Raw genomic sequence first — 16,237 nt, 5'->3', positions numbered from 1 at the left:
GCCATGCTGTCCCGGACTGCCGACAACCTCTACTGGCTCTCGCGCTACGCCGAGCGCGCGGATTTTCTGGCCCGCATCCTCGACGCGGCCCTGCGGCTGGCCGCCCTGCCGTCGAGCTATGGCGGGCGCACCTCGAACGAGTGGGCCTCGGCCCTGTCCTCGGCGGGCGATCCCGAGCTGTTCAAGACGCTCTACGATTCGGTCAACGAGCACACGGTCTGCAACTTCCTCGCCTTCTCGCCGCACAACCCGTCCTCGATTCGCTCCTGCATCGCCACGGCGCGGGAGAACGCCCGCTCGATCCGCACGGCGCTCACCACCGAGATGTGGGACACGATCAACGGCGCCTATCTCGAACTGCGGTCCTACGAGGGCCGGGATCTCTCGCGCGACGAGTTCACGCAATTCCTCGACTGGGTGAAGCGCGTCTCGCTGACCTTCGACGGCTCGGCCTACCGGACGATGCTGCGCAACGATGCCTACTGGTTCACCCGCGCCGGTACGGCGATCGAGCGGGCGGACAACACGGCGCGCATCCTCGACGTGAAGTACCAGATCCTGCTGCCGGCCTCGGAGCGGGTCGGCGGCTCGCTCGACTACTTCCAGTGGACGACGATCCTGCGCGAGGTCTCGGCCTTCAACGCCTATCACTGGGTCTACCGCGAGAGCATCAAGCCGGTGCTCGTGGCCGACCTGCTGATCCTCAACCCCGAGATGCCGCGCTCGCTCGCGAGCTGCTACCGGATGCTGGTGGAGCATCTCGATCTGATCGCCGACGCCTACGGCCGCCGCGGCGAGAGCCAGCGTCTGGCGAGCAATCTGCGGGCGAAGCTTCGCAGCGCCGACATCGAGCGTGTCTTCGCCTCCGGCCTCCACGAGTTCATCCAAGGCTTCATCGTCGAGAACAACAGTCTCGGCGCGGCCATCAGCGACCAGTATCTGGTGTGAGAGCGACGAATTGAAACGGCGTCCGCTTCGATCAAGCGGACGCCGTCAGAGCCGGTGCGGTTGAAGCTTCAGTCCTGTGCGGTCAGTAACCGTACCGGTCGTATCGCCGTCCGTCGTTATACCTGGAGCTGCGATACGACCGGCCTCCATAGCCGCCGAAATCATGCTTGCGCCGCCATCCATGGGCGGGCGCCCAGGGCGGCGGACCACCGTGATGGAAGCCGCGTCCTCCACCGCGCGCCCAGGGCGGATCGGCCATGGCGGCCGAGGTGGTGCCGAGGATGCCGCCGGCAAACGCCAGCACGGAAAGTAGGGTCAGGGTCGGTTTGCGCAGCATCGGGCCTCCTGCGGTCAGGTGAGAGACAATCGGTTCGGCCTTACTGGCCGGTGGTCGCGCCCGTGGTGGTCGTCGATTTCACGGGTTTCGATCCGGGCTCGTGCGACATGGTCTTGGTGCGCGACTCGACGCTCTCCCCGTCGCGGACCTTGGTCTTGGTCTGCGATTTCGAGAACGTGCCGCCGTCATGGGCCATGGACTTGGACTGGCCGTTGAGGCCGCCATTTCCGGTCTCATTCACATGCGAGCGGTCCATGGTCTTGCCGCCGGCTGCAGCGCCGCCGGTCGCCAGCGAGGAGCCCGTGCCGCCGTTCGCGCCCGTCGAGGTGCCGCCGGTGCCGACGGTCGAGGCGGAGGTGCCGCCGGATGCCGCCGAGCCGGCGCTGCCCGCCGTGGCACTGCCCTGCGCCTGCGCGAAAGCCGGGGCGAGGACGAGGCCGAGGACGGCAAGCGCCGTCGCCGCACGTGTGTTGGTCTTGGCAATGCTCATCGGACCCTCACTTCTTGCTCGGTACGGTGACCACGCAGTCGCCGTCACCGGTTGTCGTCATCGTGCTGCCGCTGCCGGTGCTCGAACTGGAGGCGGAACTGCTGGTCGTGCCGCTGCCCGATCGCGTCGTCACCGACGGGCCGCCGGTGGTGGAACTCTTCACCCCGTCGGGGCCGGCTGTGACCGAACTCGACAGCGTGCCGGAGGTGTTGGCATCGTCGGATTGGACGACCCGGCACGGCTTGCCGTTGGGCCCGGTCGTGACGGTCGTGCTGCCGGCGACACCGTTCGGGCCCGTTTTGACGGTGCTGGTCTGCGCCTGACTCGCGGCGATGCCGGCCAGAACGAGTGTGGCGCCGAGAAGCGGTCGGATCACACGTGCCATGGTGCCTCTCCTCAGATGATGAGTGTTTCTCACAAAACCCCCATGCACTCCGCAGCCGGAGCGGCGATGGTCGGCGCCCGGACGTTCTGCGAGGTGCTCTGAGACGGGCGCGGTTCGTCCGAACCGCGCCCGCAATTACGCCGGCCGAGGCTTAGCGCTTGTTGTGGCCCGGAGCGTTCTCGGAGTTACCGGGGCCGCTCTTGTCATGACCCGGAGCGCTGCCCGACTTGCCCGCGCTATCGGACGTGCCGGACGAGGAGCCGCCCGTGCCCGTCGACGAGCCGCTGCCGCTCTTGCCGGCCGAAGATCCGCCGGTCCCGACCGTCGAGGAGCTGGTGCCGCCGCCGGCCGAGGAGCCACCGGTGCCGAGCGTGGAGCCCGAGCCGGAGCCGCTGCCCGAGCCAGCGGAAGAACCACCGGTCCCGACCGTCGAGGAGCTGGTGCCGCCACCCGCCGACGAGCCGCCGGTACCGGTCGTCGAGGACGACTGGGCATACGCGAGTGCGGCGCCGCCGATGACGAAGGTGCTGGCGAGAGCGGCAAGGCGAATATGCTTGAGCATGTATTCCTCCAAGTGTTTCGGTTGTTGCGGGACCAAGAACGGAGAGGTCCGGAATACCGTTCCAGGAAATCTGCATCGAAATCGAACAAAACGCTGCAATGAACGGCAGATTAACGCGGCGAGTTATTGGAAAAGGCAAAAATTTTCCGCTTCGTCGTAAGTGGGCGACGAGAGCGGAGTGCAAATTTCGGGATGCGTGATCGCGGTGTAGGGTCGAAACGTCTCTCGGCGGCGTGAGCTGTAGGCACGGGCGCCAGAAACGGTGCGCCCGGTCATATCGTTCCGGGCTGTTGCCGGCCGCACATCCGGCTCAGTCCTGTCCTCCGCCGCTTGCGGGAAGGTTCGCGTCCGGCGCCCCCCGCCCGGAGCGTCGTCCGAACAAGGGTCTCGCGGCGCCGCTCCGGGCTGGTTCCATGACGGAGGCCGCCGAGAAAACGCGATCTGCCAAAGGTTTGAGCAAGCCGCCCGATTTCCAAAGCGCCGTCCTTGCCCTAGCTTGCCGCAAGTCGTCCCGGCAGGATCAAGGCATGCGCATCCGGATCGTCCACGATACGGTCTATACCTACCAGCAGCCCGCGCGGGGCCTGATACAGATCCTGCGGCTGACGCCGCGTGACCATGACGGTCAGCACGTGCGCGAGTGGCGGATCGAGCCCTCGGTCAACGGTCGGCTCACCGCCCGCGAGGACGGGTTCGGCAATCTCGTCCACTGGTTCACCGCCGACGATCCCACCGACGCGCTCACCGTGCGGGTGACCGGCGAGATCGAGACCTTCGAGACCAGCGGCGTCGTGCGCGGCGCGGTGGAGCGCCTGCCCGACCTGTTCTACCTGCGCGACACCCCGCTGACCGAGGCGAGCGCGGAACTCAAAGCCTTCGCGGAGAAGGTCGCGGGCAAGGGGGAGCGTGATGCGCTGCCGATGCTGCACCGCTTGCTCGCCGCCGTCCACGACGCCGTGACTTTCGAACCGGGCCCAACCAGCGCCAGCACCAGTGCCGCCCAAGCCTTCGAGGTTGGGAAGGGCGTGTGCCAGGATCTCACCCACATCTTCCTCGCCGCGGCCCGGCACCTGGAGATCCCGTCGCGCTACGTCTCCGGTTATTTCCGCCGCGACGACGGCGCCGACGACCAGAAGGCGGGGCATGCCTGGGCGGAGTCACTGGTGCCGGGCCTCGGCTGGATCGGGTTCGACCCGGCCAACGGCATCTCCGCGACCGAGGCACATGTGCGCGTCGCCGTCGGCCTCGACTATCTCGGCGCTGCGCCGATCCGCGGCAGCCGGGTCGGCGGAGGCACCGAAACCCTCGACGTGGCCCTGCGTGTCGAGCAGGTGCAGTCCCAATCGCAGTCTCAGGGCCATGGTCAGCAGAGCCAGAGTCAAAGCTAAAGTCTTGGCTAGATTTTTGGCCAGAGCTTGGGCCAAGGCTGAGCCGGCACCGGGCCTTGAGCCCGGCTTTTAAAAAAGTTGTCTTGCCCGGCCGGCTCGGAGCGTGCGATGCGGGCCGCCCGAACCTGCCCGGCGCACGGGCCCTTGCCTGAGGCGTCGACCGCCATGACCTACTGCGTCGGAGTGCTCGTCGAGGACGGGCTGGTGATGATCGCCGACACCCGCACCAATGCGGGGCTCGACAACATCTCGACCTTCCGCAAGCTGCACATGTTCAACACGCCGAACGAGCGCGTGATGATGCTGGCCTCGGCCGGCAACCTGTCCATGACGCAGTCGGTGCTCAGCATGCTCCGCGAGGGCGTGGACGACATCGAGGGCGAGACGCCAGCCAAGCTCGAGGACGCGGCGACGATGTTCAAGGCGGCCCAGCTCGTCGGCCGGGCGATTCGCCGGGTGCGCGAGATCGAGGCGGCCGGGTTCGAGGCGGCGAACCTGCGCATGGAGGTCTCGTTCCTGTTCGGCGGGCAGATCGGCACGGAGCCGATGCGGCTGTTCATGATCTACTCGGCCGGCAATTTCATCGAGTGCAGCCGCGAGGCGCCCTTCCTCCAGATCGGCGAGCACAAATACGGCAAGCCGATCCTCGACCGGGCCGTGACCTTCGAGACCGACCTCTACGACGCGCTGAAGGTGGGCCTCGTCTCGATGGATTCGACCATGCGCTCGAATCTCGGCGTCGGCCTGCCGATCGACATCGCCGTGCAGCGCCGCGGCGCCCTCGACCTCGAAGTGAGCCATCGCATCGAGGCCGGCGAGAGCTACTTTCACGATCTGCGCGAGCGCTGGTCGGCGGCGCTGCGCGCCGCTCATCGCGCGATTCCGCGCCCGCCCTACGGGCCGCAGCGCTAGCGCGCTTTGCGACGAAGGGGATGCCGGTTCGTCGAAAGAAGGCGCGTCAGAGCAGAGACCGAGAGGCGCCGGCCCGATGCAATGGGGTCGGGTACGGCTCCCGGCGCAGACGCATTAGGCGCCGTTCAAGACCTCTTCGACGAAGGCCGGCACGGTTTCGCTCGCGCGCCCGAGCCGGGTCGCCTCGAACAGACCGGCATTGTCGGCGGCCTCGAGCGTGAGGGCGAGCGTCGGGATGCCGAAGGCGCGGGCCTGTGCCACGTAGCCCGCCGCCGGGTAGACCGCGCCGGAGGTGCCGATCGCCACGAACAGGTCGGCCTCGGCCAGCGCCTCGTCGATCGCTTCGAGGTGATGGGGCATCTCGCCGAACCAAACCACGTCGGGCCGCATCTCGCCGCTGTGACCGCAATGCGGGCAGGCGGTCTCGACGGTGAGATCCTCGTGCCAGACGGTGTCCGTTACGCAGGCGGTGCAGCGGGCCTTCAGCAACGCGCCGTGCATGTGCACGACGTGGCGCGAGCCGGCCCGCTCGTGCAGATCGTCGATGTTCTGCGTGCACAGGAACAGCCGGCCGCCGCGCGCCGCCAAGCCCGCTTCCAGCCGGGCCAGCGCCGCATGGGCAGGGTTCGGTGCGGCGGCGCGGGCGTCGCGGCGGCGATGATTGTAGAAGTCGTGGACCAGCACCGGATCGGCGGCGAAGCCTTCGGGTGTTGCAAGGCGCATCGGGTCGAACCGGGCCCAGGCGCCGTCCGTGTCGCGGAACGTGCCGAGCCCGCTCTCGGCGGAGATTCCGGCACCCGTCAGAACGAAGATGTTGGTCATCGCGCGCCTCAAGCGTCCGGCAGGCGCGTGGCGAGCACCTTGTCGATGCGCCGCCCGTCCATATCGACGACCTCGATCCGCCAGCCCTGGGTCTCGATCGCATCGCCCTCCGTCGGGATGCGTCCGAGCTGGACGATGAAGAAGCCGGCGAGCGTGGAGAAGTCGTCCGAGCGCGGTCGCTCCGGAAAGCCGAGGCGGTCGAACGCGTCGGTCGCCGAGATCATGCCGTCGATGAGCAGCGAGCCGTCCTCGCGCTCGACCACCATCCGCTCTTCGCCGGGCTCGGGGATCTCGCCGGCCATCGCCTCCAGCAGGTCGGTCTGGGTGACGATGCCCTCCAGGCTGCCGTACTCGTCGACGACGATCGCCATGCGCACCGGCTTGGTCTGGAACATTTCCAGCACCTTGAGGATCGCCAACCCCTCGTGGACGACGATGGGCTCGCGGGTCGCCCCCTTCACATCGAGCGGCTTGCCGTCGAGGAACTGGTCGAGCAGATCCTGCTTGCGCAGTACGCCGACGACGTCGTCGATCTGCGCCCGGCTCACGACGAGCTGCTCGTGGCGGCAGGTGCGCACCGCCTCGATGATCTCCTCCTGAGAATCGTCGAGATCGACCCAATCCACCTCGTTGCGCGGGGTCATGATCTCGCGGATGCGCCGCTCGCCGATGGCGAGGATGCGCGCCACCGCATCCTCCTGCGCCTCGTGCAGCAGGCCCGCCTCGTGGCTCGCGGTGACGAGCAGGCTGAGTTCCTTCGGGGAGGGGAGGTTTCCCTCGCCCTCACCCGGCCTGAGGCCGAGGAGCCGCAGCACCCCGTTGCCGAGGCTGTTGAGGAGATGGATCGCCGGGCCGAACACCAGCAGGAACAGGGTCAGCGGCCGCACGATCACCAGCGCCGTGCGCTCGCTGCGCTGGAGCGCGAGGCTTTTCGGCGCCAGCTCACCCAGCACGATGTGCAACGTGGTGATGACAGCAAAGGCCAAAGCCACGGCCAGCGTGTGGGCGCTGAGGCCGGCGGCTTTCTCCGGCAGCCAGTAGAGCAGCGGCTCGATCAGGTGGGCCAGGGCCGGCTCGCCGACCCAGCCGAGCGCCAGCGAGGACAACGTGATGCCGAGCTGCGTCGCGGCGAGATGCGCGTCGAGCCGGTCGGTGGCGCGCTGGAGCGCCTTGGCATTGAGCCGGCCCTCGTTGACCAGTTCGGCGACCCGGCTGCGCCGCACCGCGACGAGGGAGAATTCCGCCGCGACGAAGAAGCCGTTGGCGAAGACGAGCGCGATGACCGCGACGAGGCCAACCGCCGAAGACCAGAGACCGTCCGAAATCGTGCCCTCCCGGGGCCAAGCCGCACTGCTGACCGCCCCTGAGGCGGCACCGATGCTGAGTGTCTCTCACAAAACTCCCGCTGCGCCGTCGCGCCCGGAAAGCAACCGTACGGTGATCGGGAGTTTTGCGAGGCACTCTTAGAGCCGAACCCCGCTATGGGGGAAGAGGTTCGGGCGCATTCTCGCGTGGGCGACCGCGCTTGCGTCACCCGATCGACACGCGCATCGTCATTTTCGTGGAAGCCGGCCGTCACCCTTCGGGACGATGCTGTATGGGAAGGGCGTCGCCCCGGCCGCGCCACACTTCCTTTCCATGCAAGTCGAAGGGCCGATCCCGGTGCGGGGCCCGGTATTGGCGTTGTCGAGGAATGTGGCCGTGATCAAGCTGCCGAAGCTGTTTCGGCCCAGGCGCCGCGATGCCGCGATGGCCGCCCCCTTCTTCGATCCCGCCTTCTACCGCTCGGCCTATCCCGACGTGGCTGCGGGCGGCGGCGACCCGCTTCGGCACTACCTCGACCATGGCTGGCTGGAGGGCTGCGACCCGTCCGCGGTGTTCTCGACGCTGTTCTACGCCGACCGCCACTTCGCCGACCGAGCGCCGATCAACCCGCTTCTCCACTATGCGGGACTCTCGCCGACCGAGCGCCTGCGGGTCGCGACGCAGCCGGGTCCGGATTTTCCGGCGCTCCAGGCCGGCGTGGTCGAGCCCTATTTCGATGCGCCGTATTATGCTCGCCTCGCCGGTCTCGAGGGAGGCGAGGACCCGCTCGCCCACTACCTGACCAAGGGCTGGCGGCGCGGGCTCGACCCGAACGACGCCTTCTCGGGCGACGCCTACCCCAACGCCACGCGCATATGCGGCGCCTCGGCGTCAGCCCGCTCTATCATTTTGCCGCCACGCGACGGCTCCAGGTCTCGGAGGCCGCCGCCCCACCCGCGCGGCGCGCCAAGCCGCAGGCAGCACTGCTTCCCGCCGACCCGGCCGAAGCCTCAGACGCGCAGATCTACGAGACGGTAGCGGCGGCCTTCGACCGGGAGCACTACCTCGACACCAATCCTGACATCCGCCGCTCGGGGATCGATCCGGTCCGCCATTTCCTCGATTTCAGCGCCCGCGAGGATCGCGACCCGAGCCCCGACTTCTCGGTGCGCTTCTACCGAAAGCATTATCGGCGGGAGATCGGCGCCGGGGTGAACCCGTTCTTCCACTACCTCGCGGTGGGCCGGGCGCGCGGCTTCCGGCCGACACCGTTCGGTCTCGGAACCTGGCCCGCGCAGGTCGCGCCGACCCCGGCCGAGTGGGAACAGGCGAAGCCCGCCGCCGACATCGCAGCGGCGCGGGTCGTGCTGATCATGCCTGTCTACAAGGGCTACGACGACACCCTGCGAGCGATCCACTCGGTGCTGAGCGCGAGGCAGGCCACGCCCTTTGCCCTCCTCGTCATCGACGATTGCAGCCCCGATCCGCGCCTGAGTGCGGCTCTGGCGGACCTCGGCGGCCGCGGCCTCTTCGCCCACCTCGTCAACGAGGCGAATCTCGGCTTCGTCCGAACCTGCAACCGCGGCCTGGAGCGGGCCGCGGGCAAGGACGTCGTGCTCCTCAATGCCGACGTCGTCGTCTACGGCGACTGGCTCGACCGCCTGCTCTGGCACCTCGACGCCGACCCCCGCGTCGCGACGGTCACGCCGTTTTCGAACAACGCCACGATCTGCAGCTATCCGCGGCCCAACGTCGACAATCAGGCACGGCTCGAGATCACGCCCGCCGAGATCGACGCCTTCACCCGCGCCTGCAACGCCCGCACGAGTTCGCCGGTGCCGACGGGCGTCGGCTTCTGCATGGCGATGCGCCGGGAGGCGATCGCGGCGGTGGGGCTCCTCGACGCCGAGACCTTCGGGCGCGGCTATGGCGAGGAAAACGACTTCTGCATGCGCGCCCTCAAGGCGGGCTTCACCAACGTGCTGGCCCACGACATCTTCGTGTTCCACTCCGGCAGCGTCTCCTTCGGCGCCCTGCTGGCGACCAAGGGCGCGGACATCTTCCGCGCGATCCTGACCAAGCACCCCGACTACCAGCGACGGGTCCACAACCACATCGAGGTCGATCCCGCGCGCTTCGCCCGGCGGCGCCTCGACCTCTACTGCTTCGCCCGGCGCGCCACGGCCAGCGCCGAGCGCGGCATCGCCCTGATCGTGACCCACGATTTCGGCGGCGGGGTCGAGACCCATATCGAGGCGCTGAGCCTCCGGCTCGCCGAGGCCGGTCTCGCCGTCGTCTATCTGCGCACCGACGAGCCCGGCGGGTTCAGGCTCGGCCTGCCCGGATCGGGCGGGATCGACTTCCCCGTTTCGATCCTCGATCCGCTCTCCCTCGACCGGGATGCGGATCTCCTCGCCGAGCTGATCGGTTGGCTCGCCCCGGCAATGGTGCATGTGCACTCGCTGGCGGGGCTCGATGCCCCCTCGACCCGCGCGGCGATGCAGCTGATCGAGGAGGCCGGCACCGGCTACGACGTGACGCTGCACGACTACGCCTCGGTCTGCCACCGCAACAACCTCGTGCGGTCCGACGGCGTCTATTGCGGGTTGGCGGAACCCGCCGTCTGCCGCGACTGCATCCGCCTCGATCGCGACGCCGACGGGATCGTGCTGCCCGATCCCGCTGAGCGGCGGCGGGACTGGGCCGGGTTCCTCGACCGTGCCCGGACGGTGTTCGCCCCCTCGGCCGATCTCGCGGATCGAATCGGCAGCACGCTGCACCTCGACCGCATCGCGGTGCGCCCGCACGAGGAGACGCTGGCCGGCGTCGAACTCAAGGCGCGCCAGCGTCGGGAGGGGCCGCTGCGGGTCGCGGTGATCGGATCGATCGGCGCGCACAAGGGCTACGACGTCGTCCACAACCTCGCCCTCGATGCGAGACTGCGGCAACTGCCGATCGCGTTCACGATCATCGGCTACTCGGCCGAGCCGCGGGCGATGGAGGCGGCGGGCGTGCGCGAGACCGGTCCCTACGGTGGCGACGCGGCGGCGATGACCGAGATCGCCCGGCTCGATCCCGACCTCGTTCTGTTTCCCTCGATCTCGCCGGAGACCTACTGCTACACGCTCTCGCTGGCCCTGGCGGCGGGGGTGCCGCCGGTGGTGTTCGATCTCGGCGCCCAGGCCGAGCGGCTGCACGCGAGCGGGGCGGGGCATCGCCTCGACCCGGCCCTGGCCGACGACCCGCAGCGGCTGAACGCGGCCCTGCTCGCGCTTCCCATCGACGCGCTCTGGGCCGCCCGCGAGCCGTTCCGGCCGACCGTCTACCCGCGGATTTTGGAAGATTATTACGGGCTCGACGCGGCCGCCCTGCCGAACGTCTCGCCCGAGACGGGGAGGGCAGGGGCCGCGCCGGTCGATCACCGGGACGGGCTGCGCTCCGCGCCATCCCCCCAGATGTCATAGACGGGGCTGCGACTCAGCGGCTACAACGGTCAAGCTAGGCGAGTCTCGCGCGGTCTCGCCTCGGCGTTCGTTGCAAGCCAAGGGGAAGCCCATGACCACGCAGAACCTCAACGTGACCGCCCGCGAACGCGACACGCTTCTGGCGGCGTTGCGCTACTATCAATTCTACCGGATGCAGGGCCACCCGTTCGACCCTCGCAAGGACGACCTGATCGACACCATCGCCGCCAGCAGCGGCGAGGCCCTCGACGTGACCGAGATCGACGATCTCTGCGCGGGCCTGAACGGCAACCGCCACGCCCTGGCCAGCGTGGCCGCCTGAGGCGCCTCCGCGACGCCCGCCGGGGCCCGATAAAGTTACTCAGGTCAGCAGGGCGTTGAGGAGAACGGCCGCTCCGAGGCCGAGCACGAATGCCGCCGCGAGCAGCGATGTGTCCGCGGTGGTCATCGGGAGGCTTGGCCCGCCGAGATGCCGACCAGAAGCGGCCGGCGGGTCACCACGAACTGCCCCGGAACCGGCGCTCCATCGTCGATCCGGGCACTCACCGGAACCATACCGCCCGCTTGTGGCAGGCGCTGGGTGAAGGCCTTGGCCGAGCCGGCCGGGCTCGGCACCGCTTCGACGAGGGACGGCGCGAGAAGGGCATAGGCTGCCATCACCGTTCCGGCCGCCGCAATCTTGATCAGGTCCCGCATGATGTCCGCCCCTCCAGACCGGAGCCTTCGGCTCTCGTGTGGGGCGGTTCTACCGACCCCCGGTTGCCAGCGGATTGCCTCGTACGGTTACCGGATTGCGTCGCGCATGATCGACGAAACATCGGAAACGGAACATTCGGCCCGCCAGCCTGAGGCGACCTTAGGGCCGGAACGCGCCTGTGAATGAGCGCCAGCGCACCCGGCCTCGCGCTCTCCGCACCCGCAGAGGCGGAGAGGCGCTTGTCGCGGCTCCGAAGGAGATGCTCGGGTGGAAGCCGGGGGCCTACCCGCCGAACACCGAGGTCAGAACCTCGCCGCCGCGGTTGATCGCGACCTCCCACAGGCCGAGATTGCGCTGCGTCACCCGCTCTAGATCCTTGGTCGAGGCGATGGGCATGCCGTTGATCGCCACGATCACGTCACCCTTGCGGAAGCCCGCCCGGCCGGCGAGCGAGCCGTCTTCGACGGTGGTCACCGCCACGCCCTCGTCCGGCAGGTCCGCCTGAAGCTCCTCGCCCACCGCGGGCGAGGTGTTGACGAAGGTCGCGCCCGCGAACGGCGTGCGGGTGCGGACCTTGAGGCTGTCGCGGGGCCGCGTCTCCGGCGCCGGTCCGAGCTTGATCTGCACCGTCTGCCGCTTGGTGCCGCGCAGGATGCCGAAATCGGCCGTGCCGGAAATGCCCTTGAGGGCGTAGCGGTAGCCGAAGGCTTCCGGATCTTCGACGGTCTGTCCATCGACCGTGAGGATCACGTCGCCGCGCTTGAGGCCGGCTTCCTCGGCCGGGCTCTTGGCCTGCATGCTCGCCACCAGCACACCGGTCGGCCGGTCGAGCCCGACGCTCTCGGCGATATCCGGGGTTACGCCCTGCACCCGCGCCCCGAGCCAGGGCCGGCGCACGAGGCTGCCGCCGCTCTTGGCGGTCTCCACCACGGCGCGGACCATGCTCGCGGGAATGGCGAAGCCGATGCCGTGGCTGCCGCCGGACTGCGAATAGATCGCGGTGTTGATGCCGACGAGATGCCCCTTCAGGTCCACCAGCGCGCCGCCGGAATTGCCCGGATTGATCGCCGCATCGGTCTGGATGAAGAACTGGTAGTCCGACGATCCGACCTGGGTGCGGGCGAGCGCCGAGACGATGCCCTGCGTCACGGTCTGCCCGACACCGAACGGGTTGCCGATCGCCATCACGAAATCGCCGACCTCCAAGTGGTCGGAATCGCCGATCGGCATCGAGGCGATGTCGGCCGGGCCCTTGATCTTGAGCACGGCGAGGTCGGTGCGGGGGTCGCGCAGCACGATCTGCGCCTCGAACTCGCGCTTGTCGGCGAGCGCCACCTTCACCTCGTTCATGTTCTCGATGACGTGGTTGTTGGTGATGACGAGGCCCGAGCCATCGACGATCACGCCCGAGCCCAGGGAGCGCTGCGCCCGCTCGCCGGGCAGGCCGCTGGGGCCACGGCCAGGACGATCCTCGCCGAAGAAGCGGCGCATGAACTCCTCCATGGCGTTGGAGCGTGCGGAGCGCTTCTCGACATGGGAGGCATAGACGTTGACCACGGAGGGCGCCGCCCGCTTCACCACGGGAGCGAAGGAGAGCTGGATCTCGCCCTTCGACAGGGGCACCGCCTTGTCCGGAGAGGCCTTCTCCGCGGCGGGCTTTCCGGGCGTGTTCGCCATCTGCGCGCTCGCGGGCGCGGCGGTGAGAAGCACGGATACGAGGCAGGCCGGCAGGAGCGGCGAGGAGGGCATGCGAGGTCTCCGAAGGTCGCTGGAGCGGGGGGGCTATGTAGACCGTGGGACCGCAGCGCGCGAGGGGCTCGCCGCATCCGCGTCATGCGGCGTCGGCCGTCCGCGATGGCAACCGCATTGCTGTCAGACCCAGCCTCAACGCCGGCGCCGCCCCAGGGGAGGCCTTGTCCTCGGTCGGCTCCGGCTCTGCTCGGGCGCATCCGGGAGTCGGGATGCCGGGCGCTTTTCACCCCCGGATGGCCGCCAGGGGGACCGGCGAAGCGGACTGACGAAAAAGGGGCAGCCGCCCGATGGCGACTGCCCCGATCTCGTGTCCCGACCGGTGCTCGTTTCAGTGCCGGCGGGCGGTGTCGTGCAGGCGGTTGGCGCTGCGGACGATCTCGCTGAAGCAGCTCAACGAGGCGTCGGCGGCGCGCTGCATCTCCGTGACCTGGAGGCGAATCGCCTCCGCCGGGGACTTGGCCTGAGCCAGCGCCTGGAAATGGGCCAGCACCGCCTCGCCCTCGCCGCGCGCGAAGGCGAACAGCTTCGCGTTGATCTCGGTGAGCGGCGCGAGGGTGGGCGCGAAAGCGAAGTTCGCGCCGAAGCGGACGCTGTGTGTCTTGGACAGCGCGTCGTCGGACGGCTTGGACTCAGGGTTGGCCTCGGCCAGCGCCGGCAGCGGCGCGGTCTGGGCAAGCGTCTCAGTCAGCGTCTCGGTCGCCGTCTCGACGGTTGCGGCTGCCTCGGATGCAACGATTTCCGGTTCGGCGGACAGAGCGGGCGCCTCTTCCGACGCGGCGGTAACCGTCTCCTCGGGAGAATCAGCCGGCTGGTCGTCCGCAGCGGACTGCACCTCGGCGGGAGCCGGCTCGCCGGATGCTTCGACGGCCTCGGCCGCAGCGTCGTCTGCGGGTTGCTCTGCCGTTACCACGGCCTGGATCTCGGCGGTCTCAGGCTCGTCCGTCTCCGGCTCCGGGCCCTTGTCGGCCGGCGTCTCGGCCAACAGCGCGTCGGCGACCTCGGCCGGCGTCGCGGTGACGGTCGGCAGCTGGGTAGTGGCGGACGCTCCGGGTGGGCGTCCCCTGCGGCGGCTCGACGACATGGGCCTTCTCCTCGTTCGAAACCCTCTGCCTCAGCGCGGGTCCGAGCCGAGCCCGGAGCGCTGCGACGGAGCATAGCGTCGGAGCACGAGTGTGCCGAGCCCGCTCATCGCGGATTCGGCCTCTCATGCTCCTCAGACGGGCCGGAGCCCGCAGCCGGACCGGATTAGCGGCCGGCGGCGCTCTGAGCGAGGGCACCGTATTCCTTGGCCTGGGCCTGGAACGCGGCGAACTGGGTCTTCAGGAACTCGGACTGGATCTCGAAGGCCTCGCGCGGGTCCTTCGCGCGCACGACGCGCTGCACGTAGTCGAAGGCAGCGTCAGCGTTGGTCTTGGTGTGGTCGAGGCTCTTGAGCACCGCGGCGTTCAGCGTCGACTGGACGGTCGTGGCCGAGTTCCGGAGCTGCTCGGAGGTCTTCACCGCACCGTTCAGGAAGGTGCCGAAGGCGTTGCGAGCCTGATCGACGCTCTTGTCGGCGAACTCACGGAACTCGGCGGGGATCTCGAAGCTCTGGGTGCTCATCTGTCTCTCCTGCAGACGGACCGGGAGAATTCGGTGTCGGGGAGCGTACAGAGCGTCCCCGCGGCTAACCGGCCCGCACCTCGTATGTTGCGGTGCAACATAAAAGTCAAGGACAGTTTCGAGTGATCGACCGGCAATATCCAACTATGGAGTGTTTTGAACTAAGCTTTTGTTATAAATCGTGGTTTGGCTACGCAATGGTCCCGTGGGTCGACGCGGCGATCGGCACTATAGTGTCGGAAGGCGCCCTTTGCCAAGGGTGCTGCCCATGGAATGGGCAACCGCAGGCTCGGCGGCAGCCTGGCTCATATCGCACTGCCGCATTTTGTATTCATCCCCAATCCGCCGATACAGCGCCAGCAGGGAAAGAGCGTGGGCGGCGAGCGTCAGCGGGGCCTGCCAGTACCTGTCATAGGCCTCCCGGCCGAGGCGGGCGGTCAGCGCGTCGGTCTTGAGCGCCGCGAAGGCACTGGCCAGCGCCGCCACCTCCGGCTCGACGACGAAGCCGGTCTCCCCGTCTGCCACCTTCTCCGCCGCACCGGAGCGCCGCGAGGCCACGACGGGAATCCCCTGGGCCAGCGCCTCGTAGACGGTGAGCGGCCCGGTCTCGACCCAGCGCGAGGGTGCGCAGAGCGCACGCGCGCGGCGGCGCAGGATCGCCTCGACCGCCTCCGGGCTTCGCCAGCCGAGCACCTCGGCGCCCTCCGCCCGCAGACGTGCTTCGAGCGGGCCGGCCCCGATGAAGAGCGCCGGCAGCCCAGCCCGCCTCGCGGCCTCGGCGACGAGATCCGCGCCCTTCTCCGGCGTCAGGCGTCCGACATAGACGATCGCATCGCCCGAAGCCGGCATGGCCGGCGCCCGCTTCTCCACCCGCACCGGGTTGTCGATGCGGTGATGGCGCAGGCGCAGGGCCCCCGACCGTCCCGCCACCCGCGCATGGCTGCCGTCGCAGACATGGACGACGTCGAGATCGGCCCCTCGCGCGGCGACCCGCAGGGCAGCGGCGCGACCGACCCGCACCAGCTTGTGCAGCCGGCTCTTCGGATCGCAGGCGGCGGCGAGGCAGGCGCCGGACAGCGGGACGAGCGCGCAGGGCTCGGCCCGATCGAAGCGGTAATCGACACCGTTCGGACAGGTGAGGGCATAGTCGTGCAGCGTCAGCACCAGGGGAACGCCGCGGCTGAGCAGCACCGGCAGCACGGCGGGCGAGAGCGCGCGGGTCCACTGGTGCAGGTGAAGGCAGTCGGGCGGCACCGGCAGGCTGTCGAGCGCACTCGCGAGGCGCGCGGCGGCCTCGCCGTTCCAGATCCCCGACGCCGCGCCGCGCCATGCCGGCAGCGACCACACGTCCGGCAGAGCGAGGTCGATGCGGTGCAGGCGCGGATGGTCGAGCAGCGGATCGACGGGTCCGATGATCGCCTGGATGTAGGTCACCGTTGCGCCGGCCTCCGCCAGCCCGCGGGCGGATTCCACCGCGACCTTCTCAGCACCTCCGCTCGCGGCGGCGAATTCGGCGACGATCACGACGTGCATGGAGGCGCCCCGTCCGGAAGCGCGGGCACCGTCCCGGAAA

Annotated in this window: 17 protein-coding genes; 8 read left to right on the top strand and 9 right to left on the bottom strand. The window is 69.0% G+C overall.

The genetic code is table 11. The features are described from left to right. Positions 1-3 precede the first annotated feature (3 nt). Positions 4-948, top strand: coding sequence for an alpha-E domain-containing protein (locus tag M2437_RS22205; protein WP_003597176.1), 945 nt, complete (start codon positions 4-6; stop codon positions 946-948). An 82-nt stretch (positions 949-1,030) separates the two neighbouring features. Here M2437_RS22205 and M2437_RS22200 read toward each other — a convergent pair whose 3' ends face one another. Together M2437_RS22200 and M2437_RS22195 are read right to left on the bottom strand one after the other, a co-directional pair. Then, positions 1,031-1,285 carry a hypothetical protein gene (locus M2437_RS22200; RefSeq protein ID WP_012253666.1) on the bottom strand — a complete coding sequence of 85 codons (255 nt, stop codon included), beginning with the start codon at positions 1,283-1,285 and terminating at the stop codon, positions 1,031-1,033. 40 nt (positions 1,286-1,325) lie between these two features. Then, the gene (locus M2437_RS22195) at positions 1,326-1,775 is read right to left on the bottom strand and encodes a hypothetical protein (protein WP_003597179.1); all 450 of its coding nucleotides are present in this window, start codon (positions 1,773-1,775) and stop codon (positions 1,326-1,328) included. A gap of 14 nt (positions 1,776-1,789) precedes the next feature. On the opposite strand from M2437_RS22195, the gene M2437_RS22190 reads away from it, so the two are divergent. The 4 genes from M2437_RS22190 to M2437_RS22175 all read left to right on the top strand — a co-directional run bounded on the left by M2437_RS22190 (position 1,790) and on the right by M2437_RS22175 (position 5,022). Then, the gene (locus M2437_RS22190) at positions 1,790-2,098 is read left to right on the top strand and encodes a hypothetical protein (RefSeq protein WP_253388709.1); all 309 of its coding nucleotides are present in this window, start codon (positions 1,790-1,792) and stop codon (positions 2,096-2,098) included. A 328-nt stretch (positions 2,099-2,426) separates the two neighbouring features. After that, positions 2,427-2,882, top strand: a complete 456-nt coding sequence (locus M2437_RS22185; RefSeq protein WP_253388708.1) for a hypothetical protein — start codon at positions 2,427-2,429, stop codon at positions 2,880-2,882. Positions 2,883-3,249: 367 nt separating this feature from the next. Further along, positions 3,250-4,110: a transglutaminase family protein gene (locus tag M2437_RS22180; protein WP_056120025.1), complete on the top strand. Its 861-nt coding sequence runs from the start codon at positions 3,250-3,252 to the stop codon at positions 4,108-4,110. 165 nt (positions 4,111-4,275) lie between these two features. Next, complete coding sequence (locus M2437_RS22175) at positions 4,276-5,022, top strand: proteasome-type protease (RefSeq protein WP_015950899.1); 747 nt, start codon at positions 4,276-4,278, stop codon at positions 5,020-5,022. A gap of 114 nt (positions 5,023-5,136) precedes the next feature. On the opposite strand, the gene M2437_RS22170 is transcribed toward M2437_RS22175, so the two are convergent. Further along, positions 5,137-5,844 carry a Sir2 family NAD-dependent protein deacetylase gene (locus M2437_RS22170; protein WP_003597185.1) on the bottom strand — a complete coding sequence of 236 codons (708 nt, stop codon included), beginning with the start codon at positions 5,842-5,844 and terminating at the stop codon, positions 5,137-5,139. An 8-nt stretch (positions 5,845-5,852) separates the two neighbouring features. After that, entirely contained in the window at positions 5,853-7,124 is a 1,272-nt protein-coding gene (locus tag M2437_RS22165) for a hemolysin family protein (RefSeq protein WP_042508823.1), read from the bottom strand. 421 nt (positions 7,125-7,545) lie between these two features. On the opposite strand from M2437_RS22165, the gene M2437_RS22160 reads away from it, so the two are divergent. From M2437_RS22160 to M2437_RS22150, 3 genes are all read left to right on the top strand, one after another. Further along, positions 7,546-8,187, top strand: coding sequence for a hypothetical protein (locus tag M2437_RS22160; RefSeq protein WP_253388707.1), 642 nt, complete (start codon positions 7,546-7,548; stop codon positions 8,185-8,187). A gap of 335 nt (positions 8,188-8,522) precedes the next feature. Beyond that, entirely contained in the window at positions 8,523-10,613 is a 2,091-nt protein-coding gene (locus M2437_RS22155; protein ID WP_253389659.1) for a glycosyltransferase, read from the top strand. Between the two features lie 91 nt (positions 10,614-10,704). Then, a complete protein-coding gene (locus tag M2437_RS22150; RefSeq protein WP_003597189.1) occupies positions 10,705-10,935 on the top strand; it encodes a hypothetical protein in 231 nt (76 codons plus the stop codon). Between the two features lie 122 nt (positions 10,936-11,057). On the opposite strand, the gene M2437_RS22145 is transcribed toward M2437_RS22150, so the two are convergent. The 5 genes from M2437_RS22145 to M2437_RS22125 all read right to left on the bottom strand — a co-directional run bounded on the left by M2437_RS22145 (position 11,058) and on the right by M2437_RS22125 (position 16,197). After that, a complete protein-coding gene (locus M2437_RS22145) occupies positions 11,058-11,309 on the bottom strand; it encodes a hypothetical protein (protein WP_012253674.1) in 252 nt (83 codons plus the stop codon). A gap of 283 nt (positions 11,310-11,592) precedes the next feature. Then, complete coding sequence (locus tag M2437_RS22140; protein WP_253388706.1) at positions 11,593-13,059, bottom strand: DegQ family serine endoprotease; 1,467 nt, start codon at positions 13,057-13,059, stop codon at positions 11,593-11,595. A gap of 331 nt (positions 13,060-13,390) precedes the next feature. Continuing rightward, on the bottom strand, positions 13,391-14,143 hold the full coding sequence (locus tag M2437_RS22135; protein ID WP_253388705.1) for a phasin family protein: 753 nt from the start codon (positions 14,141-14,143) through the stop codon (positions 13,391-13,393). A gap of 164 nt (positions 14,144-14,307) precedes the next feature. Further along, a complete protein-coding gene (locus M2437_RS22130) occupies positions 14,308-14,664 on the bottom strand; it encodes a phasin (RefSeq protein ID WP_003597202.1) in 357 nt (118 codons plus the stop codon). Positions 14,665-14,892: 228 nt separating this feature from the next. Further along, complete coding sequence (locus M2437_RS22125) at positions 14,893-16,197, bottom strand: glycosyltransferase (RefSeq protein WP_253388704.1); 1,305 nt, start codon at positions 16,195-16,197, stop codon at positions 14,893-14,895. Positions 16,198-16,237: the final 40 nt, after the last annotated feature.

Source organism: Methylorubrum pseudosasae (assembly GCF_029504475.1).
GTDB lineage: Bacteria > Pseudomonadota > Alphaproteobacteria > Rhizobiales > Beijerinckiaceae > Methylobacterium > Methylobacterium extorquens.
Note: the sequence above shows the minus strand (reverse complement) of the source record. Positions and strands in the feature narration are given on the sequence as shown.

What these genes read in the sequence shown, in the direction of transcription:
- M2437_RS22205 (WP_003597176.1), top strand. Translation starts at nt 4, where the DNA reads ATGCTGTCCCGGACTGCCGACAACCTCTACTGGCTCTCGCGCTACGCC.
- M2437_RS22200 (WP_012253666.1), bottom strand. Translation starts at nt 1,285, where the DNA reads ATGCTGCGCAAACCGACCCTGACCCTACTTTCCGTGCTGGCGTTTGCC.
- M2437_RS22195 (WP_003597179.1), bottom strand. Translation starts at nt 1,775, where the DNA reads ATGAGCATTGCCAAGACCAACACACGTGCGGCGACGGCGCTTGCCGTC.
- M2437_RS22180 (WP_056120025.1), top strand. Translation starts at nt 3,250, where the DNA reads ATGCGCATCCGGATCGTCCACGATACGGTCTATACCTACCAGCAGCCC.
- M2437_RS22175 (WP_015950899.1), top strand. Translation starts at nt 4,276, where the DNA reads ATGACCTACTGCGTCGGAGTGCTCGTCGAGGACGGGCTGGTGATGATC.
- M2437_RS22170 (WP_003597185.1), bottom strand. Translation starts at nt 5,844, where the DNA reads ATGACCAACATCTTCGTTCTGACGGGTGCCGGAATCTCCGCCGAGAGC.
- M2437_RS22155 (WP_253389659.1), top strand. Translation starts at nt 8,523, where the DNA reads ATGCCTGTCTACAAGGGCTACGACGACACCCTGCGAGCGATCCACTCG.
- M2437_RS22150 (WP_003597189.1), top strand. Translation starts at nt 10,705, where the DNA reads ATGACCACGCAGAACCTCAACGTGACCGCCCGCGAACGCGACACGCTT.
- M2437_RS22145 (WP_012253674.1), bottom strand. Translation starts at nt 11,309, where the DNA reads ATGCGGGACCTGATCAAGATTGCGGCGGCCGGAACGGTGATGGCAGCC.
- M2437_RS22140 (WP_253388706.1), bottom strand. Translation starts at nt 13,059, where the DNA reads ATGCCCTCCTCGCCGCTCCTGCCGGCCTGCCTCGTATCCGTGCTTCTC.
- M2437_RS22135 (WP_253388705.1), bottom strand. Translation starts at nt 14,143, where the DNA reads ATGTCGTCGAGCCGCCGCAGGGGACGCCCACCCGGAGCGTCCGCCACT.
- M2437_RS22130 (WP_003597202.1), bottom strand. Translation starts at nt 14,664, where the DNA reads ATGAGCACCCAGAGCTTCGAGATCCCCGCCGAGTTCCGTGAGTTCGCC.
- M2437_RS22125 (WP_253388704.1), bottom strand. Translation starts at nt 16,197, where the DNA reads ATGCACGTCGTGATCGTCGCCGAATTCGCCGCCGCGAGCGGAGGTGCT.